The sequence below is a fragment of the Streptomyces sp. NPDC041970 genome, from assembly GCF_055588985.1.
This window is the reverse complement of record NZ_JBVJCD010000029.1, coordinates 1-23096: the sequence shown is the minus strand read 5'-3', so window position 1 is coordinate 23096 and position 23096 is coordinate 1. Positions and strand designations below refer to the sequence as shown.

Below are 23096 nucleotides of genomic sequence, written 5' to 3'. Positions count from 1 at the left end.
GGCTACCTCCCGAGGTAGACCGGCTTCTCCTTGGCGAGGAACGCCTCCACCGCGATGGCGTGGTCCTGCGACGCGCCCGCCCTGGTCTGCAGCTCGTCCTCCTTCTCCAGGGTCTGCGCCAGCGTGTGCCCGGCCCCGTACGCGAGCGACTCCTTCAGCGCCGCGTACGCCACCGTGGGGCCCTCCGCCAGGGTCCGGGCCACCGCCGCCGCCTGCTCGGCCAGCTCGGCCGCCGGGACCACGCGGTCGACGGCGCCCAGCTCGTACGCCTCCTGGGCGGTGATCGAACGCGGGAAGAGCAGCAGGTCGGCGGCGCGGCTGCGCCCGACCAGTCGGGGCAGGGTCCAGGAGACGCCCGAGTCGGCGGTCAGGGCGACGCCCGCGAACGAGGTGGTGAAGGTCGCGGTGTCGGCGGCCACCCGGTAGTCGGCCGCCAGGGCGAAGCCGAAGCCCGCACCGGCCGCCACGCCGTTGACCCCGGCGACGACCGGCTTGGCCATCTCGGTGATCGCCCGCACGATCGGGTTGTAGTGCTCCCGCACCGTGCTCAGCGCGTTGCCGCTCCCCGCCTCGCGGGTCGCCATGAGCGTGGCGACGTGCTCCCTGAGGTCCTGGCCGACGCAGAAGGCCCGGCCGGTGGCCGTGAGGAGGACCGCCCGGACGCCGGCGTCCGCCGACGCCGCCAGCAGCGCGTCCCGCAGGGCGACCTTCGCCGCCGTGTCCATCGCGTTCATCGCGTCCGGTCGGTTGAGCGTGATCGTCGCCAGACCGCCGCTCACGTCGTACAGGACCGTGTTCTCCCGCTCGTCGGCCATCGCGGTATCCCCTCGCTGCTCGGGCATCGTTGCCACTGGAGGCAAGCATGGCCGACGCCGGCCGGGGGAGGGATGTGACCTACGTCTAACAATTGACGCGCCGCCGGGGGGCCGGGGCGGCGCAGTATCGCAGCCCGATCGCCGAATTGAGGGGTTTTGCGCGAGCGCGTTGCGCAAGCGATGCCGACCGATGTTGGTCATCGGGGTCCCTGATGCGGGATAATGGCGGAGAAGCAATGTGTTCGATGCCGGTGAGGCAGCGCCTGTCATGGGGCCGCCGGTTGCGATGAGCTGGTTTCAGGAAGGGGAACGAGCATGGCGGCCATGAAGCCGCGGACGGGCGACGGCCCGCTCGAGGTGACAAAGGAGGGGCGGGGCATCGTCATGCGCGTTCCGCTCGAAGGCGGCGGTCGGCTTGTCGTCGAGCTGACCCCGGACGAGGCCGATGCCCTCGGTGACGCGCTGAAGAAGGTTGTCGGCTGACGCGGAACGCCCATCCACCTGCACCACTGCCCCGGCACGGAATCCGTGCCGGGGCAGTGGTGCGTCCGGGGCCGGGCGTACGGGTCAGCCGCGCCGCACCGCGCAGAGCAGGCCGTCCCCGACCGGCAGCAGGGTCGACATCAGCTCCTGGCTCTCGCGCACCGCTCGCAGCAGGTCGCGCAGGCGCAGCACCTCGGCCGGCTGGGCGGCCGAGTCGACCGTGCGGCCGTCCGCGAAGACGCCCTCGAAGCAGACCAGGCCGCCGGGGCGCAGCAGGCGCAACGATTCAGCGAGGCAGTCCAGGCTCTCCAGCCGGTCGCCGTCGCAGAAGACGAGGTCGTAACCGCCGTCCGCGAGGCGCGGCAGGACGTCCAGGGCGCGGCCGGGGATGAAGCGGGAGCGGTTGGAGGCGAAGCCCGCCTCGCGGAACGCCTCGCGGGCGAACTGCTGGCGCTCGGGCTCCGGGTCCACCGTGGTCAGCACGCCGTCCGGCCTCATGCCGTGCAGCAGGTAGATGCCGGACACGCCGGTGCCCGTGCCGATCTCCGCCACCGCTTTGGCGTCCGCGGCGCCCGCCAGCAGGCGCAGCGCGGCGCCGGTGCCCGGTGACACCGAGCGGAGCCCCAGCTCGCGAGCCCGTTCACGGGCCCGGTGCAGGGCTTCGTCCTCGGCGACAAAGGCGTCGGCGAACGCCCAGCTCGTCTGCCGGTTGGCGGTAATGACCCTCTCCTGTCCCCGTAGTTGGCGCAACGGTGACTGTATCCGCTGCGCACGGGAACCCGCAGATGGGACCGGGCGTTGTGGGAAGAGTGGGGAGAGTGCGGCGGACCGGACCGCGGATCGGGCCGGCGAGCGGCGGCCGGTTCCGGGCTGTGCCCGGCCCCACCAGGGAAAAGGCTTATCCGGAGCTAACGGGCGAGGTGGCTATGGTAGGGGCTCCACTGGACACCACCAGAGCCGATAGGGGAGGTGCGGCTGCGCCTGTGGATCGGGGAGGGATGCTGCGGCGCCTTCTCGGATCGGCGGGTGAGCCGAAATCCGTGACCGACATCGCTGACCGTTCTTCCGAAGTCTCCGCACCGACCGCGACCTTCGCCTCTGATGCGGATTCTCAGGCGTGGACCCCGCCCTCATGGGAAGAGATCGTCAGCACGCACAGCGGTCGCGTGTACCGCCTCGCCTACCGGCTGACGGGAAACCAGCACGACGCCGAGGACCTCACCCAGGAGGTCTTCGTCCGGGTGTTCCGCTCCCTGTCGACGTACACGCCGGGCACGTTCGAGGGCTGGCTGCACCGCATCACGACCAATCTCTTCCTCGACATGGTGCGCCGCAAGCAGCGCATCCGGTTCGACTCGCTCGGCGACGACGCCGCCGAGCGGCTGCCCAGCCGCGAGCCGTCCCCGCAGCAGGTCTTCAACGACACCCACTTCGACGCCGACGTGCAGCAGGCGCTGGACACCCTCGCGCCCGAGTTCCGCGCGGCCGTGGTCCTCTGCGACATCGAGGGCCTCAGCTACGAGGAGATCGCGGCCACCCTCGGGGTCAAGCTCGGCACCGTCCGCAGCCGCATCCACCGGGGCCGGTCGCACCTGCGCAAGGCGCTCAAGCACCGCTCGCCCGAGGCCCGCGCCGAGCAGCGGTCCCTGGCGGACGCGGTCCTGGCGGGGGAGGGAGGATCGGCGTGAGCGGCACAGGCCCGACCCCCGCGGAAGCGCACCTGGGGGACCGGCTCGCCGCGCTGGTCGACGGCGAGCTGAAACACGACGCCCGCGAGCGGGTCCTGGCCCACCTGGCGACCTGCGGCAAGTGCAAGGCCGAGGCCGACGCCCAGCGCCGCCTCAAGAGCGCCTTCGCCATGTCCTCCTGTCCCTCGCCCTCCGAGGGGTTCCTGGCCCGCCTCCAGGGCCTTCCCGGCGGCTCCGACGACGGCTCCGGCCGGCCGTTCGGCGGGGGCGGCCCGTTCGCCGGCGAGTTCCACCCCGGCCCGCGGCCCTCCGGGCGCACCACCCGCGCCGACGCCCCGCCCTCCCCGTTGGACGGCTTCGGCTACCTCCCCGCCGCGCACGGCTCCTCCGCCGCGCTGCCCGGCGGGGGCGGCCCCGGCGCGCTCCTGCGCCTCCACGAGGCGGCCCGCGACGCGGACCGTTCGCCGTGGCGCGGACGCCGTTTCGCGTTCGCCGCGGCCGGTGCGGTCTCCCTCGCGGCCATCGCCCTCGGCGGCGCCCTGCCGCTGGACTCCGGCCCCGACGCCCCGCTGCGCGCCGAGGGCGGCGGGAACACGGTGACGCCCCTGGAGGCCGGGCGCCGCGCGGAGGGCGGGACCACCGCCATCGGCCGGCGGGGCGGCGCGCTCGCCGTGACCGACGCCCCGGCCGGGCGCTCGCGGACCGGCACGGCCCCGGCGGAGGCCGGCGCCCCGTCCGTGCTCCCCACCGCGGCGGTGGGCCCGGTGGCCCGACCGGCGGCACCGCCGATCGTGCCGCCGCCGCTGCTGGGCGTCTCCGCGCAGGCCGGGCACCCCTTCACCCAGCCCGTGCTGAACGTGTCCGTGCCCCCGTTGATACGCCCGACCGGTTCCGGCGCCCCGCTGCTCGCGGCGGCTCTCGGCAGCGGGGCGCAGGCGAAGAGGGCCCCGGCGCCGACCCCCTCGGGACCGGTCCCGTCCGTGCCCGCCAACGATCTGGTGAGCCCCCTCTCCCCTCGGCGGTGACGGGCCCCTGCGCGGGACTTCGCAAACCTGGTTGAATTCCGGTGAGGCACGCCTCTGTGGGGCGTGCGGAGGCCAGTTGCGGGGAGAGCATGGACGACGGGAAGCCCACCGGGCCGCAGGCGAAGTGGTGGAGCCGCCCCCCGGCGGTGCCCGCCGACCGTACGGAGCCGGGGAGCGGCCCGACCGCTCCCACCGGCCCCGCGACAGCGGCCGCGGACGGCCTCGCGCCCGCGCCGGACCCCGAGACCACCGGTACCCCCGCGCCGGGCCCCGCCTCCACCAGCCCCGTGCCGACCGGTCGCACCGCGCCGGCCCCCGCCGCGCCGGCCCCCGCCTCCACCAGTGCCGCCGCGCCCGACGCCGCCGCGCCGGGCCCCGCCTCCACCAGCCCCGTGCCGACCGGTCGCACCGCGCCGGACCCCGAGGCCACCAGTGCCACCGCGCCCGACGCCGCCGCGCCGGACCCCGAGACCGCCGCGCCCGACGCCGCCGCCCCCCGTCCCGCCGTTCCCGCGCCCGCCGCCCCCGGCGACCGGGTGGCGGCCGCGCCGCCCGTGGCCGGAGCCCCCGCGCCGCTCTCCGCGGCGACTGCGGCGACCGGACAGGAGGCGGCGGTCCGCCCGCACGGGCAGCCGCTGCACGAGCCCGACGCGTACAGCACCCCGCCCTACGGCGACCCCGGCCCCTGGGCCCCCGCCCCGCCGGTGCAGCGCCCCACCCCGCCCCACGGCACCGTCGTACCGCCGCAGGCCGCCGGCCCGCTCCCGCCGTACGGGACCGCGAACGGCGCGGGCGTCCCGGCCCCCGCCCCCGCCCCGCGGCCGCCGCACGGAACCGCCGGGCCCGTGCCGCCGCGCCCGTACGGGCAGTGGCTCCAGTACGACCCGTGGGGCGCTCCGGGGCAGCCGCTGACCCAGCAGGGTCCGGCGGAGGGCGTCGAACCGGGTCGGCGCGGGCGCCGCCGGGGCGGGGCGTTCGCCGGGGCCCTCCTGCTGACCCTGGTCGCGAGCGGCATCGGCGGCGGAGTCGGCGCGTACATCGAGCGCAACGGCGGACTGACCACCGTCGAGCTGCCCCAGGCCGCCCCCGACGGCGGCGAGCGGTCCCCCACCAGCGTGGCGGGCATCGCCGCCAGCGCCCTGCCCAGCGTGGTCACCCTGCACGTCAGCGGCTCCGCGGAGTCCGGCACGGGCACCGGCTTCGTCCTCGACGGCCGGGGCCACATCCTCACCAACAACCACGTCGTCGCCCCGGCCGGCACGGGCGGGGACATCACCGTGACGTTCAGCACCGGCGAGACGGCGGCCGCCGAGCTGGTCGGCAAGGACAGCGGCTACGACCTCGCGGTCGTCAAGGTCCGCGGGGTCCGGGGGCTCAAGCCCCTGCCCCTGGGCAACTCGGACAACGTGCGGGTCGGGGACCCGGTGGTGGCCATCGGCGCCCCCTTCGACCTGTCCAACACGGTGACCTCGGGCATCATCAGCGCCAAGCAGCGGCCGATCACCGCGGGCGGCGAGAAGGGCGACGGCAGCGACATCAGCTACGTCGACGCGCTCCAGACCGACGCCCCGATCAACCCCGGCAACTCCGGCGGCCCGCTGGTCGACGCCCAGGCCCGCGTCATCGGCATCAACAGCGCCATCCGGGCGGCCGACAGCGGCGGGGGCCCCGGAGCGGGCGGCCAGTCCGGCTCCATCGGCCTCGGCTTCGCGATACCGATCAACCAGGGCAAGCGCGTCGCCGAGGAGCTGATCAGCACCGGCCGGGCGACCCACCCGGTCATCGGCGTCACGCTGGACATGAAGTACACCGGTGACGGGGCCAAGGTCGGAGCCGAGGGGGCCGGCGGCGGACCGGCCGTCGCGAAGGGCGGTCCCGCCGCGGCGGCGGGCATCCGCTCGGGCGACGTCATCACCGAGGTCGAGGGCCGGCGAGTGCACAGCGGGGAGGAGCTGATCGTGAAGATCCGCGCCCACCGCCCCGGCGACGAGCTGGAGCTCCTGCTCGTCCGAGGTGGCCAGGAACGCACGGTGACGTTGACGCTCGGTTCGGCGAGCGGCACGTGACGGCCATCGCGAGGTACCGCCGGGACACGTTCGACAGGTACCGTTGAGCGGTCCGGAGACACGGGGCGGGATCGCACGGAGACCACGCGGCGAACACGAGGAGCGGCAAGGTGTTCAATGACATAGGCGCACTGGAGCTGTTGACGCTCGGGGTGCTGGCCGTGCTGGTCTTCGGCCCCGACAAGCTGCCCAAGCTGATCCAGGACGTCACGCGCACCCTCCGCAAGGTGCGCGAGTTCTCCGACAGCGCCAAGGAGGACATCCGCTCGGAGCTGGGCCCGCAGTTCAAGGACTTCGAGTTCGAGGACCTCAACCCCAAGACGTTCGTCCGCAAGCAGCTCATGGACGGCAACGACGACCTGGGGCTGAAGGAGATCCGCGAGAGCTTCGACCTGCGCAAGGAGATGGCCGACGTCACCGACGCGGTCAACGGCCGCTCGAGCGCCGCGTCCGATTCCGCCAACAGTGCGGCGGGCGGCTCGGCCGGCGGAGCCGCGACCAGTCTCGCCAAGACCGGTGACGCCGCCCCTGACCTGCTGAAGAAGGCCCCGGCGGCGGCTCGGCCCGAGCGCCCGCCGTTCGACGCAGACGCCACCTGACCCCCGGCAATCCCGACTCGCCCGGACGGTATGGCTATCCTCCATCTGTCCGGTTGCGAGGATGCCCACGCCCGCGGGGGGCGGGCCGCTCCGGATCAGCACTGATCGAGGAGGCGGCCGCGCAGATGGAGACGACGAGTCGGGTGGACACGGACGGTGCGCCGGACACGGCCACGGCGGAGAGAGCGCCGAGACGCCGGGGCGACGTCGACGGCTACCTGCGAGCGGCCTTCCCCTGGTACGGCCTGGACGAGGCCTTCACCGGCCCCCGCTGGCTGATGCAGGTGGGCGCCGCGGCGGACGGCACGGTGCAGCACGGCGCCACCGGGCACGGCGACGAACCCTCGGTGAAGGCGGACGCCACGGCCGAGAAGGAACGGTTCGCGGCGGTCATCACGGTGGGCGCGAGCCCCGTCCGGCGCAGCGGCGACGGCACGGGCGTGCTGGACGCCACCACGGTCTCCTCGGCGGCCTGGCTCGCGGGCTCGGGGCTGCTGGCGTACACGTGGCCGCCGCAGTTGGACCACGCCCTGCGCGACGACTGGCTGGACCAGCAGACCGAGACGGCGTTCGCCCTCGCCGACGACCTCGGCGGCGCGCACTGGTCGACCCTCTCCCTGCCGGTGGACGGGGTGCCGGTGGAGTTCCACTACCGCGAGTCCGAGTTCGGCTGGGTGCTCGCCGGATCGGCGCACGACGGCGTCCACATCGGGGCGTACGGGCGGGGCATGAGCGCCTACGGGCTGGGCTTCGCGGTCATCGAGGACCTCACCGCCTACACGACGTGAGCCCCCGGCCCTGACACGGGCGGCCGGAGCGCGGGAGGGGCCGGAGCGCCGGGGCGGGCGGGCCCTCCCGGCGCTCCTGGAGGACCGTCAGAACTTGTTGCGCGGGGTGATGCCCAGCGACATGCCGGACAGGCCGCGCCGGCGGCCGCCCAGCTTCTCCGCGATCGAGCGCAGCGCGCTGCCGGCCGGGGAGTCCGGGTCGGACAGGACCACCGGCTTGCCCTCGTCGCCGCCCTCGCGCAGCCGTACGTCGATCGGGATGGAACCGAGCACCGGCACCTCCGCGCCGACCGTCCTCGTCAGGCCCTCCGCGACCCGCGCGCCGCCGCCCGAGCCGAAGACGTCGACCATCTCGTCGCAGTGCGGGCACGGCATCCCCGACATGTTCTCGACCACGCCGACGATCTTCTGGTGGGTCTGCACCGCGATGGAGCCGGCCCGCTCGGCGACCTCGGCCGCCGCCTGCTGCGGGGTCGTGACGACCAGGATCTCCGCGTTCGGCACGAGCTGCGCCACGGAGATCGCGATGTCGCCCGTGCCCGGCGGCAGGTCCAGGAGCAGGACGTCGAGGTCGCCCCAGTACACGTCGGCGAGGAACTGCTGGAGCGCCCGGTGCAGCATGGGGCCGCGCCAGACCACGGGCGCGTTGCCCGGAGTGAACATGCCGATGGAGATGACCTTCACGCCGTGCGCCGACGGCGGCATGATCATGTTCTCGACCTGGGTGGGCTTGCCGTCCGCCCCGAGCATCCGGGGCACGCTGTGGCCGTAGATGTCCGCGTCCACGACGCCGACCTTGAGCCCGTCGGCCGCCATCGCCGCCGCGAGGTTCACGGTCACCGAGGACTTGCCGACGCCGCCCTTGCCGGAGGCGACCGCGTACACCCTGGTCAGGGAGCCCGGCTGGGCGAACGGCACCTCGCGCTCGGCGGTGGAGCCGCGCAGCGTGCTCGCCAGGTCCTTGCGCTGCTCGTCGCTCATGACGTCGAGGGTCACCTCGACCCGCGAGACGCCCTCGACCCGCGCGACCGCCTCGGTCACGTTCCGGGTGATCGTCTCGCGCATCGGGCAGCCGGAGACGGTGAGATACACCGTGACAGCGACCACACCGTCAGGATCGATCTCCACCGATTTCACCATGCCCAGCTCGGTGATCGGGCGGTGGATCTCCGGGTCGTTCACTGTCGCCAGTGCCTCAAGCACCGCGTCTTCCGTAGCCATACCGACGATGTTACGGCGCGCGGCCCCGCTCGCGGGCGGCCCGTCACCGGTCGCGTTCGTCACTCTCGGCCGGGAACGGCGCCTGCCGGTCCTCCATGTCCTTCACCAGGTCCTGGAGTTCGGAGCGGATCCAGTCACGGGTGGCGACCTCGCCGAGGCCCATCCGCAGTGCCGCGATCTCCCGCGTCAGGTACTCCGTGTCGGCGATGGAGCGCTCGTTCTGCTTGCGGTCCTGCTCGTGGGTGACCCGGTCGCGGTCGTCCTGCCGGTTCTGCGCCAGCAGGATCAGCGGCGCGGCGTAGGAGGCCTGGAGCGAGAGCATCAGCGTCAGGAAGATGAACGGGTACTCGTCGAAGCGCAGGTTCTCCGGGGCGAAGATGTTCCACACCACCCAGAGGATGATGATCAGCGTCATCCAGACGATGAACCGCCCGGTCCCCAGGAAGCGGGCGATCCGCTCCGAGAACCGGCCGAACGCCTCCGGGTCGTACTCCGGCAGCAGCCGCCGCCGCGGGGCCTTCGGCTGGTCGAGGCGGGTACGGGGCGGGCGCACCAGGCCCGAGGCGCCGGTCGACGCCGCCTTCGCGCGCTCATCGCCCGCCATGGCCGATCCCCTCCTCCCCGTGCAGGTCCGTCTCGCGCCAGTCGTCCGGCAGCAGGTGGTCCAGGACGTCGTCCACGGTCACCGCGCCCAGCAGCGAGCCGCTCTCGTCCACGACGGGCGCGGAGACCATGTTGTACGCGGCCAGATAGCTGGTCACCGTCGGCAGCGGGGTGTCCGGCGACAGCGGCACCAGGTCGCTGTCGACGAGCGAGCTGACCAGCGTGAACGGCGGATCGCGCAGCAGCCGCTGGAAGTGGACCGTGCCCAGGTACTTCCCGGTCGGGGTCTCGTCCGGCGAGCGGCACACGTACACCTGCGCGGCCAGCGCGGGCGACAGGTCCGACTGCCGCACCCGCGCGAGCGCGTCGGCCACCGTCGCGTCCGGCCGCAGCACGATCGGCTCGGTCGTCATCAGGCCGCCCGCCGTCCGCTCCTCGTAGGACAGCAGGCGGCGCACGTCGGCGGCGTCGTCCGGCCGCATCAGGGCCAGCAGCCGCTCCTTGTCCTCCTCCGGCAGCTCGGAGAGGAGGTCGGCCGCGTCGTCCGGGTCCATCGCCTCCAGGACGTCGGCGGCCCGCTCCTCCGCGAGCTTGCCGATGATCTCCACCTGGTCGTCCTCGGGCAGCTCCTCCAGGACGTCGGCGAGCCGGTCGTCGTCCAGGGCCGCGGCGACCTCCACCCGGCGCTTGGGGGAGAGGTGGTGCAGGGCGTTGGCGACGTCGGTGGGGCGCAGCCGCTCGAACGTGGCGACCAGGTTCTCCGCGCCCTGGCCGTGCTCCTCCAGCGAGAAACCGCTGACCGCCGACCACTCCACCGTCAACGTCTCGCCCTTGCGGCGCAGCGCGCCGCCGCGCCCCTTGCGGACGAAGTACTTGTCGATCTCCCAGTCCCGGCGGGCCGGGAGCTGCTGGATGGCCACGTCCAGGACGGTGACCTCCTCGTCGCTCTCCACCAGCCGCACCCGGCGGTCCAGGAACTCCCCGAGGACGAGGCGCTCGGTGGGCCGCTGCTCGAAGCGCCGCATGTTGACCACGCCGGTGGTGATGACCTGGCCCGACTCCACGCCCGTCACCCGCGTCATCGGCAGGAAGATCCGCCGGCGGCTGATCACCTCGACCACCAGCCCCAGGATGCGCGGCGGACGGCCGCCGACCCGCAGCATCGCCACCAGATCGCGGACCCGGCCCACCTGGTCCCCGTTCGGGTCGAAGACCGGGACCCCGGACAGGTGCGAGACGAAGACCCGCGGGGCGCCTGCGGCCATGCTCCGCCTCCTGCGTCGTCCGTGCCGGGCCCGTGCGACGGGGTGCGTCACCCGTCGGCCCGACGGCGTCCACCAGCGGATTTCACCGGTACGCCGGGTTCAGGCTAGCCCGTGGAGCCGCGCCGCGCCCCGGCGGGCCCGTCCGTACGGCTGGCTGCGGAGCGGGGCCCGGCAGCCCGGTACGCTGCCGTCTGCCACCCCCGATCGCCGTTGAGAGGCAGTCCGCCCGTGACCTCTTTCGCCCCGGCCGCGCGGCGCCGTCGCCGCACCGCCCTCGCCCTCGTGCTGTGCGGGGGGCTCGCCGCGGCCCTCACCGCCTGCGCCGCGGAGGAGGACCCGGACAAGGGGACCAACGGGGTCGGGAAGCTCTCCGCGACCGAGATCGACACCAGGGCGCGGGCGGCGGCCGACACCGCGACCGCCGTACGGCTGTCGGGCACGCTCGTCAGCAAGGGCGGCTCCTACCGCCTCGACATGAGGCTCAGCGCGCGGGGCGGCGTGGGGTCGGTGACCTCCAAGGAGCGGACCTTCGCCCTGCTGCGCGTCGACGACGAGCTGTTCCTCAAGGCGGGGGCCGACTTCTGGACGCACGAGGAGAGCGGCGGCGGGGCGGGCGGCGCCGACGCCGCGGCGGCGGAGAAGCTGGGCGGCAAGTACGTCAAGGTCCCCGAGGGCGACCCCAGCTACCAGCAGTTGCGCGGCTTCACCGACAAGAAGGTCCTGCTCGACGGGTTGCTCGCGCTGAACGGCAAGCTCGACAAGGGCGGCCGCGACACGGTCGCCGGCCACCGCACCATCCAGATCCTCGGCGGCCGGGGGGAGGGCGGGGCGTTCGACGTCTCGCTGGAGGAGAAGCCGTATCCGGTGCGGGTGGCCCGCGGCGGCGGCGGGGGCACGGTCTCGCTGTCCGACTGGGGGCAGGTCTTCCCCCTGGAGGCGCCCGAGGAGGACGACACCGTCGACTACGGCGGCCGGCTCCCCAAGTCCTCGGGCTGACCGCCCCGGCCGCGGGTCAGCGCGGGCGGCGGCGCCTCAGCAGCAGCCGGGGCAGCGCCGCCGGGACCGGCCGCCGGGTGGTGGCCGGGGTCGGCAGCGGAACGGCCGCCAGCGAGGCGTCCGGCAGGGCGGTGTCGACCTCCGCCGGCGACAGCCGCACCACCGAGCACTCCCGCGCCCACCGCTCCGTCATCCGCTCGGCGTCGGGCGCGTTGAGCCGCTTGCCCCGCAGCTCGGCCACCGCCGCCTCCCACTCCGCCGAGTGCGGGGCGAGGAACCGCACGGCCGCGGTCCACGCGACGATCCGGCCGCCCTTGTCCTTGCTCCGTACGGTGACCTCGGCGGTGCCGCCGTCGACGACGCCCTCGGGCAGCGGCTGCTCGCCGGGGCCGCCCGCCACGAGATGCGCCGCGCCCTCGTGCCAGACGTGCCACACGGGACGGGCCGGTCCGGCGCCCCGGAGCCAGACGAGGCCGGACTTCTTCGTGGCCTCCTCGACGAGGGCCCGGTCCAGCAGCGCGTCGGCGGCGTCGGGCGGGGGCGCGTGAGTCATGGGCGCGAGCTTACCCAGCGGCCGGCCGCGGCGCGGAGCCCGCGGCGGCGCCGTCGTCAGAGCCAGCCGTTGCGCTTGAGGATGCGGTGGATGGAGAAGCAGACGACGCCGATGACGCCCAGCACCATCGGATAGCCGTACTCCCACTCCAGCTCCGGCATGTGGTCGAAGTTCATGCCGTAGACGCCGCAGATCATCGTCGGCACGGCGATGATCGCCGCCCAGGAGGTGATCTTGCGCATGTCCTCGTTCTGCGTGACGGTCGCCTGCGCGAGGTTGGCCTGGAGGATGGAGTTCAGCAGTTCGTCGAAGCCCAGGACCTCCTCCTGGACGCGCGCGAGGTGGTCGGCGACGTCGCGGAAGTACTTCTGGATGTCGGGGTCGACCAGCCGCATCGGGCGCTCGCTCAGCAACTGCATCGGCCGCAGGAGCGGCGAGACGGCCCGCTTGAACTCCAGCACCTCGCGCTTGAGCTGGTAGATCCGGCCCGCGTCCGAACCGCGCGGGGAGCCCTTGGCCGGGGTGGAGAACACGTCGATCTCCACCTCGTCGATGTCGTCCTGCACCGCCTCGGCCACCGCGATGTACCCGTCCACCACGTGGTCGGCGATGGCGTGCAGCACCGCGGACGGCCCCTTGGCCAGCAGCTCGGGGTCGTCCTGGAGGCGGTGGCGCAGCGCGCGCAGGGAGCCCTGGCCGCCGTGCCGGACGGTGATGACGAAGTCCCGGCCGGTGAAGCACATCACCTCGCCGGTCTCCACGACCTCGCTGGTCGCGGTCAGTTCGGCGTGCTCCACGTAGTGGATGGTCTTGAAGACGGTGAACAGCGTGTCGTCGTACCGCTCCAGCTTGGGCCGCTGGTGGGCGTGGACGGCGTCCTCGACGGCCAGCGGGTGGAGGCCGAACTCGCGGGCGATGCCCGCGAACTCGGCCTCCGTCGGCTCGTGCAGGCCGATCCACGCGAAGCCGCCGTCCTCCCGCACCTGGAGCATCGCCTCGTGCGGGGTCGGGGCCGCCGGCCCCGCCAGCCGGCGGCCGTCGCGGTAGACCGCGCAGTCGACGACGGCGCTGGAGGCGGACGGGTCGCGGGTGGTGTCGTACCCGCTGTACGGGGCGCTGTTCTTGCGGAGGGACGTACGCAGGGACGGGCGCACGGCGGCGCGCAGGTCACGGATCATCGACATGGCTGACTCCTTCACGGAGGGCCGTCGGCGAGGGCGTGGAACAGCCCGGAACGAGGACGTGCGCGCACGTCCGCAAAGCGGGCGGCACCGCGCGGGCGCGATGACGGCGTTCGCTACAGACAGGCAAAAACGAGAGGCTCTTCCGTCGCGCGAACTGCTGCCGGGGCGTCACCCGGACACGACGCGGGGGTCGTTCCGGAATGACCGACGAGGCGTCGGATCAACGGGAAAGGCGAGGCGCGGAAGAGCGGTCGGTACTGCACGGTCGACTTGGATCCATGGCAGTCCCCACCTCCTCCGGCCGGTCCCCCGTGGGGGACGACGTGTCGTCGGGACGAAGAGAGCGACGCTTCTGCGTACTGTCCCGACCGGCGGCCAGGCTATCAGCCGCCCCAGGCCCAATCCCCTACTTTGCCCAACTCCCACGCGATCTATGCTCGCCGCATGGCAGAAATTCTCCCGCTGGTCGAGTCCCGGCTCCGTTCCGCCCTCGGGGAACCCGACGCCCGCGCCGAGGTGACCTTCCTCGGCACGGACCGGATCGAGGTGCTGCGCTTCCGGGACGGCGACGTGGTGCGCTACGCCACGCTCGGCATGTCCGGGCAGCCGATGGCCGACCCGACCTCGCCGCTCGCCGACCCGGTGAAGGGGCCCCGCGCCGAGCTGGTCCTCTCCGTACGCGGCGGCCTCGCCGACACCGACCGGGTGCTGCGCCCGCTCGCCGTGCTGGCCGCCTCCCCGCAGGTCGAGGGGGTCGTGGTGGCCCCCGGCGCCTCGCTGGACCTGGGGGAGCCGCTGTGGGGCGGGGCGCCGTTCACCTCCGTGCTGGTGGCGGAGTCCGGCGGGCTGGTGGAGGACCTGGAGCTGGACGCGCCGATGGACCCGGTGCGCTTCCTGCCGCTGCTGCCGATGACCCCCAACGAGGCCGCCTGGAAGCGGGTGCACGGCGCGCAGGAGCTCCAGGAGCGCTGGCTCTCGCACGGCACGGACCTGCGGGACCCGCTGCGCCCCTCCGTCCCGCTGGACTGAGCCCCCGCACCGGACGGGTGACCGTCCTTGACGCGGGGACCGGCGGGGAGGACCGTTGGGGACTATGAGGGGCGAACCCAGTTGCCCGAAATGCGGTGGCCGGGTCAGGGCGCCCGGTCTCTTCGCCGACTCCTGGCAGTGCCCGGCGCACGGCCCCATCCACCCCATGCAGCCGGTCGTCCCGCCGAGCGTCGAGGCGCTCGGCGTGGTCGTGCACCGCGCGCGGGTCCCCGTCTGGATGCCCTGGCCCCTCCCGGTGGGCTGGCTGTTCACCGGGGCGGCCAGCGCGGGCGACGACCGCGGCGGCGGCCGGGCCAGCGCCGTCGCCTGCTCCGGGCCCGGACCGCTGGGCGGCATGGGCGAGCTGCTGCTCGTCGCCGAGGAGCTGGGCGTGGGGCTCGGGGCCCGTTACGCGGGCATCGACGGCCCCGACCCCGGCCCCCGCATGGACATCGCCGCCGCCCCCGACGCCAAGGTGCACGCCGCCGGCCGCCCGACCCCGCTCTGGCACGTACGGGGCGTCCCCGAGGACCGCGCCGTCTTCGCGGGCGAGGCGCGCGGCCTGTGGCTGTGGGCGATCCTCTGGCCCGAGCAGTCCGGGCTGCTGATGTACGACGAGCTGGTGCTGACCGATCTGCGGGACGCCGGGGGAGAGGTGGACCTCGTCCCGTGCGGCGCGCTCACCCCGCGCCTGCTCACCGTCCCCGGCGCGCCGCCCCGGCAGGCCACCGGCGAGCGCTGAGGGCCCGACCGCGCCCCGCGCCGGGGCGCGGAGCGCCGGATTCCGTGCGCCGGCGGAGCGGGGCGCGGGCGGCCGGGGGCGGGGTGCGCGGCGGTTATCCTTGAGCGTCCCCCGTCCGCCCGCGAGCCCCGGAGTCAGCCGTCGTGCGCATCGACCTGCACACCCACTCCACCGCCTCGGACGGCACGGACACCCCCGCCGAGCTGGTCGCCAACGCCGCCGCCGCGGGCCTGGACGTCGTCGCGCTCACCGACCACGACACCGTCGGCGGCCACCGGCAGGCGCTCGACGCGCTGCCCGAAGGGCTCACCCTCGTCACCGGCGCCGAGCTGTCCTGCCGCCTCGACGGCGTGGGCGTGCACATGCTGGCGTACCTCTTCGACCCCGCCGAGCCCGCGCTGGAGCGCGCACGCGAACTGGTCCGCGACGACCGCGTGCCGCGCGCCCGCGAGATGGTCCGCAAGCTCCGCGCCCTGGACGTCCCCATCACCTGGGAGCGGGTCGCCCGCATAGCCGGGGACGGCTCGGTCGGCCGCCCGCACGTGGCGGCCGCCCTCGTCGAGCTGGGCGTCGTCGCCACCGTCTCCGACGCCTTCACCCCGGCGTGGCTGGGCGACGGCGGACGGGCCCACGCCGAGAAGCACGAGCTGGACCCCTTCGAGGCCGTACGCCTGGTCAAGGCCGCCGGCGGCGTCACCGTCCTCGCCCACCCGGCCGCCGTGAAGCGGGGCGCGGTGCTTCCCGAGGCCGCCATCGCCGCCCTCGCCGCCGCCGGCCTCGACGGCGTGGAGGTCGACCACATGGACCACGACGAGCCCACGCGGTCCCGGCTGCGCGGCCTCGCCCGCGAGCTGGGGCTGCTGACGACCGGCTCCAGCGACTACCACGGCAGCCGCAAGACCGTACGGCTCGGCGAGCACACCACCGACCCCGAGATCTACGGCGAGATCACCCGGCGCGCCACGGGAGCCTTCCCGGTGCCGGGTGCGGGTGGAGCCGGCCGCCGCTAAGCCCGTCCCCCGCACCGCATTCCCCTCCCGCGCGCCCCGGCGCACGGTGTCGCGCGCCCCGCGCCGACCGCCGCGCCGCCCGGACCGCGCACGCCCCGTACCGTCCGCTCATCTCTCGCAAGGCTCACTGTGTTCGACGTCGCTGTCTTCGGGTCCCTCTTTCTCACCCTTTTTGTGATTATGGATCCTCCGGGGATCACCCCGATCTTCCTCGCCCTCACCGCGGGCCGCCCCGCCAAGGTGCAGCGCAAGATGGCGCTCCAGGCGGTCCTGGTCGCTTTCAGCGTGATCGCCGTCTTCGGCGTGCTCGGTCAGCAGATCCTCGACTACCTGCACGTCTCCATCCCCGCGCTGATGATCGCGGGCGGGCTCCTGCTGCTGCTCATCGCGCTCAGCCTGCTGACCGGCAAGACGGACGAGCCGACGCAGACCAAGGACGTCAACGTCGCCCTCGTACCGCTGGGGATGCCGCTGCTGGCCGGTCCCGGCGCCATCGTCTCGGTCATCCTCGCGGTGCAGCACGCGGACGGCGTCGCCGACCAGCTCTCGGTGTGGTCGGCGATCGCCGCCATGCACGTGGTGCTCTGGCTGACCATGCGCTATTCGCTGGTCATCATCCGCGTGATCAAGGACGGCGGCGTGGTCCTGGTGACCCGGCTCGCGGGCATGATGCTCTCCGCCATCGCCGTCCAGCAGATCATCAACGGCGTCACCCAGGTCATCGAGGGCCGCTGACCCCCGGACGCGACAGCGCCCCCGCACGGAGAGTCCGTGCGGGGGCGCTTCGTCTCGAGTGCCCGCCGTCCGGTCCGGACGGGGGCCTCAGCGGCGCAATGCGAGCATCAGGCGTGGTGAGCCCGGTAAGCGTTACGAAGCCGAGCCGTCGGCCGGCCGGATGAGGATGCGCTGGCCCACTGCCGCGGCCTGCTGCACGATCCGGTTGACGGAGGCCGCGTCCACGACGGTGCTGTCCACGGCGATACCGTCGACGTCGTCGAGTCGCATGATCTCGAAGCGCATGAGGCTTCCCTTCGTCTGATCCTCCTGCTGGAGAACTACTGGCGCGGACGGGTCGCCCCGTCCGCGAGGATGGGGGGGCACAAGGCTTCCGGGCCCCGCGCCCCACAGAGGTGTCAACAGCCTGCCCGCTGCGAACATTCCCTACGCTAAGGAAATTTTTTGGATGTCTAAATACCCGTGCGCGGCAGCGCCGCCGCAGACCACGAGGCCCGCGTGAACGAGCCGGATCCGCGGTCCCCCGCCCCCTCCGACCTGGACCGGCGCCTGGACCGCACCAACGAACTGCTCCAGCGGGTGCTCACCGAGGTCTCCAAGACCCCGTCGACGCACGCCATCTTCGTGGACGCGGGCTACGTGTACGCCGCGGCCGGCCTGCTCGTCACCGGCACCGAGGACCGGCGCTCCTTCGACCTCGACGCCGAGGGGATGATCGAGGCCCTCATCGACAAGGCGCGCACGATCTTCGCGGACAGCAGACTGCTGCGCGTCTACTGGTACGACGGGGCCCGGCGCCGCATCCACACCACCGAGCAGCAGGCCATCGCCGAACTGCCCGACGTCAAGGTCCGGCTCGGCAACCTCAACGCCAACAACCAGCAGAAGGGCGTCGACTCGCTCATCCGCACCGACCTGGAATCCCTCGCCCGGCACCGCGCCATCAGCGACGCCGCGCTCGTCGGCGGCGACGAGGACCTGGTCTCGGCCGTCGAGGCCGCCCAGGGCTACGGGGCCCGCGTCCACCTGTGGGGCATCGAGGCCGCCGAAGGCCGCAACCAGGCGGAGCCCCTGCTGTGGGAGGTCGACAGCCAGCGCACCTTCGACCTCGACTTCTGCCGGCCCTACGTCACCCGGCGGCCGGTCACGACGTACGAGGACGACACCCCGGCCCCCTCGCGCGAGGACGTCCGCTTCGTCGGCGCGCAGGTCGCCGGCGCCTGGCTCGCCGCGCGCGGCCGGGCCTCCCTCGCCGACCTGCTGCCCGGCCACCCCTATCTGCCCGGCTCCGTCGACCAGGACCTGCTGGTGGAGGCCGAACGCCTGCTCCAGCACTCGCTGCGCGGCCACGCGCATCTGCGGCGGGCGCTGCGCGACGGCTTCTGGCAGCACCTCCAGTCGCAGTACTGACCGGCGGGCGCGTCAGCGCGCCGGCAGGCCGTCCCAGAACGCGGCGAGCGCCTCGGCGGTCTCGCGCGGCCGGGCGGTGTTGGGGGAGTGCTCGGCCCCGGCGACGGTGGTGCGCCGGGCGCCGAGCCGCCGCGCCATGGAGTCCAGCAGCTCCACCGGCCATACGTCGTCGCGCTCGCCGGACAGGACGTGGACGGGCAGCCCGAGGGCGGCCAGCTCGTCCACCCGGTCCGGTTCGCCGCTCAACTGCGTCCCCGTGGCGATCAACTGGGCCGGCCGGTGGCGAAGCCAGCGCCGGCGCATGTCCTCGCCGCCGGTGTCCGCGTCCTGCGGCGGGTCCAGCGCCCGCATCGCCTCCCAGACCTCGGCCATGGAGAGCGCCGACAGCGCCTCGCTCAGCATCCTCAGCTTGTCCCGCTGGGAGGCGACGACCTGTCCGGGGCCCGAGGACATCAGCGTCAGCGAGCGGAAGGGGGCCGCGTCCCTCAGGACGGCGGCGCGGGCGATGTGCCCCCCGAGGGAGTGCCCGAGCAGGTGCAGCCCGGTGCGCCCCTCTGCGAGGGCCGCCGCCTGGGCCAGCACGTCGCGCGCCAACTCGTCCTGGGCGTACGGCCCCTGCTGGTCCGGCCCCTCGGACTCGTACTGCCCCCGCCCGTCCACGGCGACCACGCGGTAGCCCGCCGCCGACAGCGGTTCGAGCAGCGCGACGAAGTCCTCCTTGCTGCCGGTGTATCCGGGCAGCAGCAGGGCGGCGCCCCGCGCCGGGGTACGCGGCGCGGCGTCCAGGACGGCGAAGTCGCCGCGCTCGGTGCGCAGGACGCGGGCGCGGGCGCAGGGGGGCGGGGTGAAGGTGGGCGGCCGGCTCATACGCCGAGGCTAACCCCGTCCCCCTCGGCGGCGCGCCACCGGGCGCACGCGAACGGCCCCCGCGGGTGCGGGGGCCGTTCGCGTGCGGTGGAGCCGGGGCGTCAGCTCTCGGTCGACGCCGTCGCCTTGCCCGCCGGGCGGGTGGCGCGACGCCGGCGGGGCTTCGCCTCGGCGGCGGCCTCGCCCGTCACGGCCTCGGCGGCGGAGACCACGGCGGCCTCCTGGCCCGCGGTGGAGGTGACGCTGCGCGTGGCGCGGCGGCGGCGCGGCCTCGCGTCCGCCTCGGCGACCGTCGCCTCGGCGGGGGCGGCCTTCGGCTCGGCCTCCGCCGTCGCCTCGGCCTTGGGCCGGGACTTCGCGGCCCTGGCCTTCGGCTCGGCCTTCGGCTCCGTCCTCGGCTTCGTCGTGGCGCGGGCCGGACGGCGGCGCGTCCTCGACTCCTGCTCCGGCTCGGCGGCCGGGGCGATCTGGAAGTCGACCTCGTCGGCCGGCTTCACGATCCGGGTGCGGCGGCGCGGCGTGACCGGCCTGGCCTCGGCGACCGGCTCGACGGCGCCGGCGGCGGCGGCCACGGTCTGGAACTCCGCCTCGGCGGGGGCGGTCCTCACGGGGGCCTTCGCGGCGACGGCGGTACGCGCCGCCTCCTCGGCCTCCGGCTTCGCGGCGGCCCGGCCGCGGCGGCGGCGCGGCTTGGCCTCCGCGACGGGCTCGGCCGCGACGGGCTCAGCGGCGACGGGCTCAGCGATCGCGGCGGGTTCGGCGGCGGGCGCCACGGGCTCCGCGACCGGCTCGGCCACCGGGGCGGGGGCCACCGGGGCCTCGGCGACCGTCACGGCCGCCTCGGACACGGCCTCGGGGGCGCTGGCCCGCGTACGGCGGCGACGGCGCGGCGTACGCGGTCCCTCGGCGGCCTCGTCGCCGGCCGGGGTGACGGGGGCGGCCTCCTTGGCGGGGGCGGGCACCGCGACGGCGCCCTCCTCGGCGCTCCCGCCACGGGTGCGGCGGCGCTGGCGCGGGGTGCGGGTGCGCGGCTCGCGCTCCTCCTGGGCCGGGGCCGGGGCGGCGGCGGACTTGCGGCCGCGGCCGCCGGTCTCGCCGAGGTCCTCGACCTCCTCCGCGCGCAGCCCGGCACGGGTCCGGTCGGCGCGCGGCAGCACGCCCTTGGTGCCCGCCGGGATGTTCAGCTCCTCGAAGAGGTGCGGCGAGGTGGAGTAGGTCTCCGGCGGGTCGGGGAACTTCAGGTCCAGCGCCTTGTTGATGAGCTGCCAGCGCGGGATGTCGTCCCAGTCGACCAGCGTGATCGCGATGCCCTTGGCGCCCGCGCGGCCGGTGCGGCCGATGCGGTGGAGGTAGGTCTTCTCGTCCTCCGGCGACTGGTAGTTGATGACGTGGGTCACGCCCTCGACGTCGATGCCGCGTGCGGCGACGTCGGTGCAGACCAGGACGTCGACCTTGCCGTTGCGGAACGCGCGCAGCGCCTGCTCGCGGGCGCCCTGGCCGAGGTCGCCGTGGACCGCGCCGGAGGCGAAGCCGCGCTTCTCCAACTGCTCGGCGATGTCGGCGGCGGTGCGCTTGGTCCGGCAGAAGATCATCGCGAGCCCGCGGCCCTCGGCCTGGAGGATGCGCGAGACCATCTCGGGCTTGTCCATCGAGTGCGCGCGGTAGACGTGCTGCACGGTGTTCTTGACGGTCGTGCCCTCGTCGTCGGGCGACGTGGCGTTGATGTGCGTCGGCTGCGACATGTAGCGGCGGGCGAGCGAGATGACCGCGCCGGGCATGGTCGCCGAGAACAGCATCGTCTGGCGCTTCGCCGGCAGCATCGTGATGATGCGCTCGACGTCGGGCAGGAAGCCGAGGTCCAGCATCTCGTCGGCCTCGTCGAGGACGAGCCCGCGGATGTGGGACAGGTCGAGCTTGCGCTGGCCCGCGAGGTCCAGGAGGCGGCCCGGAGTGCCGACGATCACGTCGACGCCCTTCTTGAGCGCCTCGACCTGGGGCTCGTACGCCCGGCCGCCGTAGATCGCGAGCACGCGCACGTTGCGGACCTTGCCGGCGGTCAGCAGGTCGTTGGTGACCTGCTGGCACAGCTCGCGGGTCGGGACGACGACGAGCGCCTGCGGCGCGTCGGTCAACTGCTCGGGCTTGGCGCGGCCCGCCTCGACGTCGGCGGGGACGGTCACGCGCTCCAGGAGCGGGAGGCCGAAGCCGAGCGTCTTGCCGGTGCCGGTCTTGGCCTGGCCGATGACGTCGGAGCCGGAGAGGGCCACCGGGAGCGTCAGCTCCTGGATGGGGAAGGGGGAGACGATGCCGACGGCCTCAAGGGCTTCGGCCGTCTCGGGGAGGATCCCGAGGTCGCGGAAGGTAGTCAGGGTGCTGCCTCTTCTGTGAGACGCGGCCCGAGGCGAACGCTGGGGGTCGTACCGTGCCGGGGTTCATCATCCGGCCGTGGATGGGCCGGGTGGCGCGGGACCACTGCCGTCGCTCGAGCGCTCGTGCCGCTGAGGGGGCCCCTCATCTGCGGTCGTACGTGCCGTACGCACCGCGTGGAGGGCTGTCGGGTCGGAGCCGATCGGGCCACCGACCGGGCATCCTCATTCAAGGGTGCGCCCCTGGCACAGCACAGTGCTCAGTAAGCGCAATACCACTGTACCCCGGAATCGCGCATCTGTGTTGGGCGAATTCATCGGAACGGTAAGGCGGTGACCTTTGACCAGGCCCTTCGGCCCTCGGCGGAGCGGGCTATCGTTCGGGCTATGGAGACGCCTGACCACGCCACTGAGACCCCCGCCGAAACCTCTCCGGCCACCGCGATCGCCGCCCAGGACTGGGCCACCGCGTCCGCCGAGCCGCAGTACCGCGCCGCGGTGGTGGACCTGCTCGGAGCGCTCGCCTACGGAGAGCTGGCGGCCTTCGAGCGTCTCGCCGAGGACGCGAAACTCGCGCCGACGCTCGGGGACAAGGCGGAGCTGGCGAAGATGGCCGCCGCCGAGTTCCATCACTTCGAGCAGTTGACCGAGCGCCTCGCGGCGGTGGACGAGGACCCGACCGCGGCGATGGAGCCGTTCGCCAAGGCGCTCGACGACTTCCACCGCCAGACGGCGCCCTCGGACTGGCTGGAGGGCCTGGTCAAGGCGTACGTCGGGGACTCGATCGCCAGCGACTTCTACCGCGAGGTCGCCGCCCGGCTCGACGGCGACACCCGCTCCCTGGTGCTGTCCGTGCTCGACGACACGGGCCACGGGAACTTCGCGGTGGAGAAGGTGCGCGCCGCGATCGAGGCCGACCCCCGCGTCGGCGGGCGGCTCGCGCTGTGGGCCCGCCGGCTGATGGGCGAGGCGCTGTCGCAGGCCCAGCGGGTGGTCGCGGACCGCGACGCGCTCTCGACGATGCTGGTGGGCGGCGTCGCGGGCGGCTTCGACCTCGCCGAGGTGGGCCGGATGTTCTCCCGGATCACCGAGGCGCACACCAAGCGCATGGCCGCGCTCGGACTCGCCGCGTAACGCCGGCCCGCGCTACTGGGCCGCCGCCGACCGGGCGAGGCGGCGGCCCCGCGGGCGGATCAGCAGCGACAGCGTCACCGCACCGACGGACAGGGCCCCGGCGGCCGTGGCCAGGGCGGAGCCGGAATCCAGCGCCGCGTGCGTCAGGAACGCGCCGAACAGCGCGCCCAGCGCGCCGGTGGCGTACACCGCGCGGGCGGCCGGGAGCCGGCGGCCCAGCGATCGCAGCGCCGCCCAGGACAGCACGAGTCCGAGCGCGGCGGAGCCGATGGTTTCCCAGAGCACAGAGGATCACCTCGTCGGGGGTGGGCGGGGCGGTCGGACGGTCGTATGCCGTCCTACCCGCCGCCCACCGGCCGCAACCCTTCCGCAACCCGCGCGGACCCATGCGGAGCCCGCCCTCGGCAGGCCCCGCGCGCACAGGGGAGGGGGGGGGGGGGGGGGGGGGGGGGGGGGGGGGGGGGGGGGGGGGGGGGGGGGGGGGGGGGGGGGGGGGGGGGGGGGGGGGGGGGGGGGG

24 protein-coding genes are annotated in these 23096 nt (G+C 74.4%); 13 read left to right on the top strand and 11 right to left on the bottom strand.

All coding sequences use genetic code 11. The annotated features are described in order from the left end of the window. Positions 1–2: 2 nt before the first annotated feature. Entirely contained in the window at positions 3–815 is an 813-nt protein-coding gene (gene chcB / locus ACZ6EJ_RS16215; RefSeq protein ID WP_469267795.1) for a 2-cyclohexenylcarbonyl CoA isomerase, read from the bottom strand. Between the two features lie 315 nt (positions 816–1130). On the opposite strand from chcB, the gene ACZ6EJ_RS16210 reads away from it, so the two are divergent. Further along, positions 1131–1298: a DUF3117 domain-containing protein gene (locus tag ACZ6EJ_RS16210; RefSeq protein ID WP_003966491.1), complete on the top strand. Its 168-nt coding sequence runs from the start codon at positions 1131–1133 to the stop codon at positions 1296–1298. A gap of 84 nt (positions 1299–1382) precedes the next feature. Here ACZ6EJ_RS16210 and ACZ6EJ_RS16205 read toward each other — a convergent pair whose 3' ends face one another. Next, positions 1383–2048: an O-methyltransferase gene (locus ACZ6EJ_RS16205; RefSeq protein WP_469267742.1), complete on the bottom strand. Its 666-nt coding sequence runs from the start codon at positions 2046–2048 to the stop codon at positions 1383–1385. Positions 2049–2224: 176 nt separating this feature from the next. On the opposite strand from ACZ6EJ_RS16205, the gene sigE reads away from it, so the two are divergent. The 5 genes from sigE (at position 2225) to ACZ6EJ_RS16180 (ending at position 7464) form a co-directional block, all read left to right on the top strand. Further along, positions 2225–2986 carry an RNA polymerase sigma factor SigE gene (sigE, locus tag ACZ6EJ_RS16200; RefSeq protein ID WP_469267741.1) on the top strand — a complete coding sequence of 254 codons (762 nt, stop codon included), beginning with the start codon at positions 2225–2227 and terminating at the stop codon, positions 2984–2986. Then, positions 2983–4011 carry an anti-sigma factor family protein gene (locus ACZ6EJ_RS16195; protein ID WP_469267740.1) on the top strand — a complete coding sequence of 343 codons (1029 nt, stop codon included), beginning with the start codon at positions 2983–2985 and terminating at the stop codon, positions 4009–4011. The genes sigE and ACZ6EJ_RS16195 overlap by 4 nt, the downstream gene beginning before the upstream one ends. Before the next feature lie 89 nt (positions 4012–4100). Continuing rightward, on the top strand, positions 4101–6077 hold the full coding sequence (locus tag ACZ6EJ_RS16190; RefSeq protein WP_469267739.1) for a S1C family serine protease: 1977 nt from the start codon (positions 4101–4103) through the stop codon (positions 6075–6077). 110 nt (positions 6078–6187) lie between these two features. After that, a complete protein-coding gene (locus ACZ6EJ_RS16185) occupies positions 6188–6676 on the top strand; it encodes a sec-independent translocase (RefSeq protein WP_469267737.1) in 489 nt (162 codons plus the stop codon). Positions 6677–6801: 125 nt separating this feature from the next. After that, positions 6802–7464: a hypothetical protein gene (locus tag ACZ6EJ_RS16180; protein ID WP_469267735.1), complete on the top strand. Its 663-nt coding sequence runs from the start codon at positions 6802–6804 to the stop codon at positions 7462–7464. A gap of 87 nt (positions 7465–7551) precedes the next feature. Here the strand turns inward: ACZ6EJ_RS16180 and ACZ6EJ_RS16175 are convergent, their stop codons facing one another. From ACZ6EJ_RS16175 to ACZ6EJ_RS16165, 3 genes are read right to left on the bottom strand one after another with little or no spacing between them, the layout of a single operon-like run. Next, complete coding sequence (locus ACZ6EJ_RS16175; protein ID WP_469267733.1) at positions 7552–8685, bottom strand: Mrp/NBP35 family ATP-binding protein; 1134 nt, start codon at positions 8683–8685, stop codon at positions 7552–7554. 43 nt (positions 8686–8728) lie between these two features. Beyond that, entirely contained in the window at positions 8729–9289 is a 561-nt protein-coding gene (locus ACZ6EJ_RS16170) for a DUF1003 domain-containing protein (RefSeq protein ID WP_469267731.1), read from the bottom strand. Further along, on the bottom strand, positions 9276–10553 hold the full coding sequence (locus ACZ6EJ_RS16165) for a magnesium transporter MgtE N-terminal domain-containing protein (protein WP_469267729.1): 1278 nt from the start codon (positions 10551–10553) through the stop codon (positions 9276–9278). Before ACZ6EJ_RS16165 ends, ACZ6EJ_RS16170 begins: the two co-directional genes overlap by 14 nt. A gap of 228 nt (positions 10554–10781) precedes the next feature. Between ACZ6EJ_RS16165 and ACZ6EJ_RS16160 the strand changes: the two genes are divergently transcribed. Next, entirely contained in the window at positions 10782–11549 is a 768-nt protein-coding gene (locus tag ACZ6EJ_RS16160; protein ID WP_469267728.1) for a hypothetical protein, read from the top strand. A gap of 16 nt (positions 11550–11565) precedes the next feature. Here ACZ6EJ_RS16160 and ACZ6EJ_RS16155 read toward each other — a convergent pair whose 3' ends face one another. Continuing rightward, a complete protein-coding gene (locus tag ACZ6EJ_RS16155; RefSeq protein WP_469267726.1) occupies positions 11566–12102 on the bottom strand; it encodes a hypothetical protein in 537 nt (178 codons plus the stop codon). A gap of 56 nt (positions 12103–12158) precedes the next feature. After that, positions 12159–13286 carry a magnesium and cobalt transport protein CorA gene (locus ACZ6EJ_RS16150; protein ID WP_469267725.1) on the bottom strand — a complete coding sequence of 376 codons (1128 nt, stop codon included), beginning with the start codon at positions 13284–13286 and terminating at the stop codon, positions 12159–12161. Between the two features lie 444 nt (positions 13287–13730). On the opposite strand from ACZ6EJ_RS16150, the gene ACZ6EJ_RS16145 reads away from it, so the two are divergent. The 4 genes from ACZ6EJ_RS16145 to ACZ6EJ_RS16130 all read left to right on the top strand — a co-directional run bounded on the left by ACZ6EJ_RS16145 (position 13731) and on the right by ACZ6EJ_RS16130 (position 16802). After that, complete coding sequence (locus tag ACZ6EJ_RS16145; protein ID WP_469267723.1) at positions 13731–14315, top strand: suppressor of fused domain protein; 585 nt, start codon at positions 13731–13733, stop codon at positions 14313–14315. A gap of 64 nt (positions 14316–14379) precedes the next feature. Next, positions 14380–15057: a DUF6758 family protein gene (locus ACZ6EJ_RS16140; RefSeq protein ID WP_469267721.1), complete on the top strand. Its 678-nt coding sequence runs from the start codon at positions 14380–14382 to the stop codon at positions 15055–15057. A gap of 143 nt (positions 15058–15200) precedes the next feature. Beyond that, positions 15201–16067 (top strand): PHP domain-containing protein, encoded by an 867-nt coding sequence (locus ACZ6EJ_RS16135; protein ID WP_469267720.1) that lies wholly within the window; start codon positions 15201–15203, stop codon positions 16065–16067. A gap of 129 nt (positions 16068–16196) precedes the next feature. Further along, positions 16197–16802: a MarC family protein gene (locus ACZ6EJ_RS16130; RefSeq protein ID WP_469267719.1), complete on the top strand. Its 606-nt coding sequence runs from the start codon at positions 16197–16199 to the stop codon at positions 16800–16802. A 132-nt stretch (positions 16803–16934) separates the two neighbouring features. On the opposite strand, the gene ACZ6EJ_RS16125 is transcribed toward ACZ6EJ_RS16130, so the two are convergent. Beyond that, positions 16935–17087 (bottom strand): hypothetical protein, encoded by a 153-nt coding sequence (locus ACZ6EJ_RS16125; protein WP_469267718.1) that lies wholly within the window; start codon positions 17085–17087, stop codon positions 16935–16937. 213 nt (positions 17088–17300) lie between these two features. Here ACZ6EJ_RS16125 and ACZ6EJ_RS16120 point away from each other — a divergent pair, with 213 nt between their 5' ends. After that, entirely contained in the window at positions 17301–18212 is a 912-nt protein-coding gene (locus ACZ6EJ_RS16120) for an NYN domain-containing protein (protein WP_469267716.1), read from the top strand. A 12-nt stretch (positions 18213–18224) separates the two neighbouring features. Here the strand turns inward: ACZ6EJ_RS16120 and ACZ6EJ_RS16115 are convergent, their stop codons facing one another. Together ACZ6EJ_RS16115 and ACZ6EJ_RS16110 are read right to left on the bottom strand one after the other, a co-directional pair. Then, positions 18225–19079, bottom strand: a complete 855-nt coding sequence (locus tag ACZ6EJ_RS16115) for an alpha/beta fold hydrolase (protein WP_469267715.1) — start codon at positions 19077–19079, stop codon at positions 18225–18227. 101 nt (positions 19080–19180) lie between these two features. Beyond that, complete coding sequence (locus tag ACZ6EJ_RS16110; RefSeq protein ID WP_469267794.1) at positions 19181–21358, bottom strand: DEAD/DEAH box helicase; 2178 nt, start codon at positions 21356–21358, stop codon at positions 19181–19183. Between the two features lie 474 nt (positions 21359–21832). On the opposite strand from ACZ6EJ_RS16110, the gene ACZ6EJ_RS16105 reads away from it, so the two are divergent. Next, positions 21833–22579, top strand: coding sequence for a ferritin-like fold-containing protein (locus ACZ6EJ_RS16105; RefSeq protein WP_469267714.1), 747 nt, complete (start codon positions 21833–21835; stop codon positions 22577–22579). 12 nt (positions 22580–22591) lie between these two features. On the opposite strand, the gene ACZ6EJ_RS16100 is transcribed toward ACZ6EJ_RS16105, so the two are convergent. Beyond that, positions 22592–22864 carry a hypothetical protein gene (locus tag ACZ6EJ_RS16100; RefSeq protein WP_469267713.1) on the bottom strand — a complete coding sequence of 91 codons (273 nt, stop codon included), beginning with the start codon at positions 22862–22864 and terminating at the stop codon, positions 22592–22594. Between the last annotated feature and the right edge of the window lie 232 nt (positions 22865–23096).

Excerpts from the sequence above, each read along its gene's own strand:
- ACZ6EJ_RS16170 (WP_469267731.1), bottom strand. The coding sequence starts at position 9,289 with ATGGCGGGCGATGAGCGCGCGAAGGCGGCGTCGACCGGCGCCTCGGGC.
- sigE (WP_469267741.1), top strand. The coding sequence starts at position 2,225 with ATGGTAGGGGCTCCACTGGACACCACCAGAGCCGATAGGGGAGGTGCG.
- ACZ6EJ_RS16180 (WP_469267735.1), top strand. The coding sequence starts at position 6,802 with ATGGAGACGACGAGTCGGGTGGACACGGACGGTGCGCCGGACACGGCC.
- ACZ6EJ_RS16175 (WP_469267733.1), bottom strand. The coding sequence starts at position 8,685 with ATGGCTACGGAAGACGCGGTGCTTGAGGCACTGGCGACAGTGAACGAC.
- ACZ6EJ_RS16105 (WP_469267714.1), top strand. The coding sequence starts at position 21,833 with ATGGAGACGCCTGACCACGCCACTGAGACCCCCGCCGAAACCTCTCCG.
- ACZ6EJ_RS16115 (WP_469267715.1), bottom strand. The coding sequence starts at position 19,079 with ATGAGCCGGCCGCCCACCTTCACCCCGCCCCCCTGCGCCCGCGCCCGC.
- ACZ6EJ_RS16165 (WP_469267729.1), bottom strand. The coding sequence starts at position 10,553 with ATGGCCGCAGGCGCCCCGCGGGTCTTCGTCTCGCACCTGTCCGGGGTC.
- chcB (WP_469267795.1), bottom strand. The coding sequence starts at position 815 with ATGGCCGACGAGCGGGAGAACACGGTCCTGTACGACGTGAGCGGCGGT.
- ACZ6EJ_RS16155 (WP_469267726.1), bottom strand. The coding sequence starts at position 12,102 with ATGACTCACGCGCCCCCGCCCGACGCCGCCGACGCGCTGCTGGACCGG.
- ACZ6EJ_RS16190 (WP_469267739.1), top strand. The coding sequence starts at position 4,101 with ATGGACGACGGGAAGCCCACCGGGCCGCAGGCGAAGTGGTGGAGCCGC.
- ACZ6EJ_RS16125 (WP_469267718.1), bottom strand. The coding sequence starts at position 17,087 with ATGCGCTTCGAGATCATGCGACTCGACGACGTCGACGGTATCGCCGTG.
- ACZ6EJ_RS16150 (WP_469267725.1), bottom strand. The coding sequence starts at position 13,286 with ATGTCGATGATCCGTGACCTGCGCGCCGCCGTGCGCCCGTCCCTGCGT.
- ACZ6EJ_RS16210 (WP_003966491.1), top strand. The coding sequence starts at position 1,131 with ATGGCGGCCATGAAGCCGCGGACGGGCGACGGCCCGCTCGAGGTGACA.
- ACZ6EJ_RS16140 (WP_469267721.1), top strand. The coding sequence starts at position 14,380 with ATGAGGGGCGAACCCAGTTGCCCGAAATGCGGTGGCCGGGTCAGGGCG.
- ACZ6EJ_RS16145 (WP_469267723.1), top strand. The coding sequence starts at position 13,731 with ATGGCAGAAATTCTCCCGCTGGTCGAGTCCCGGCTCCGTTCCGCCCTC.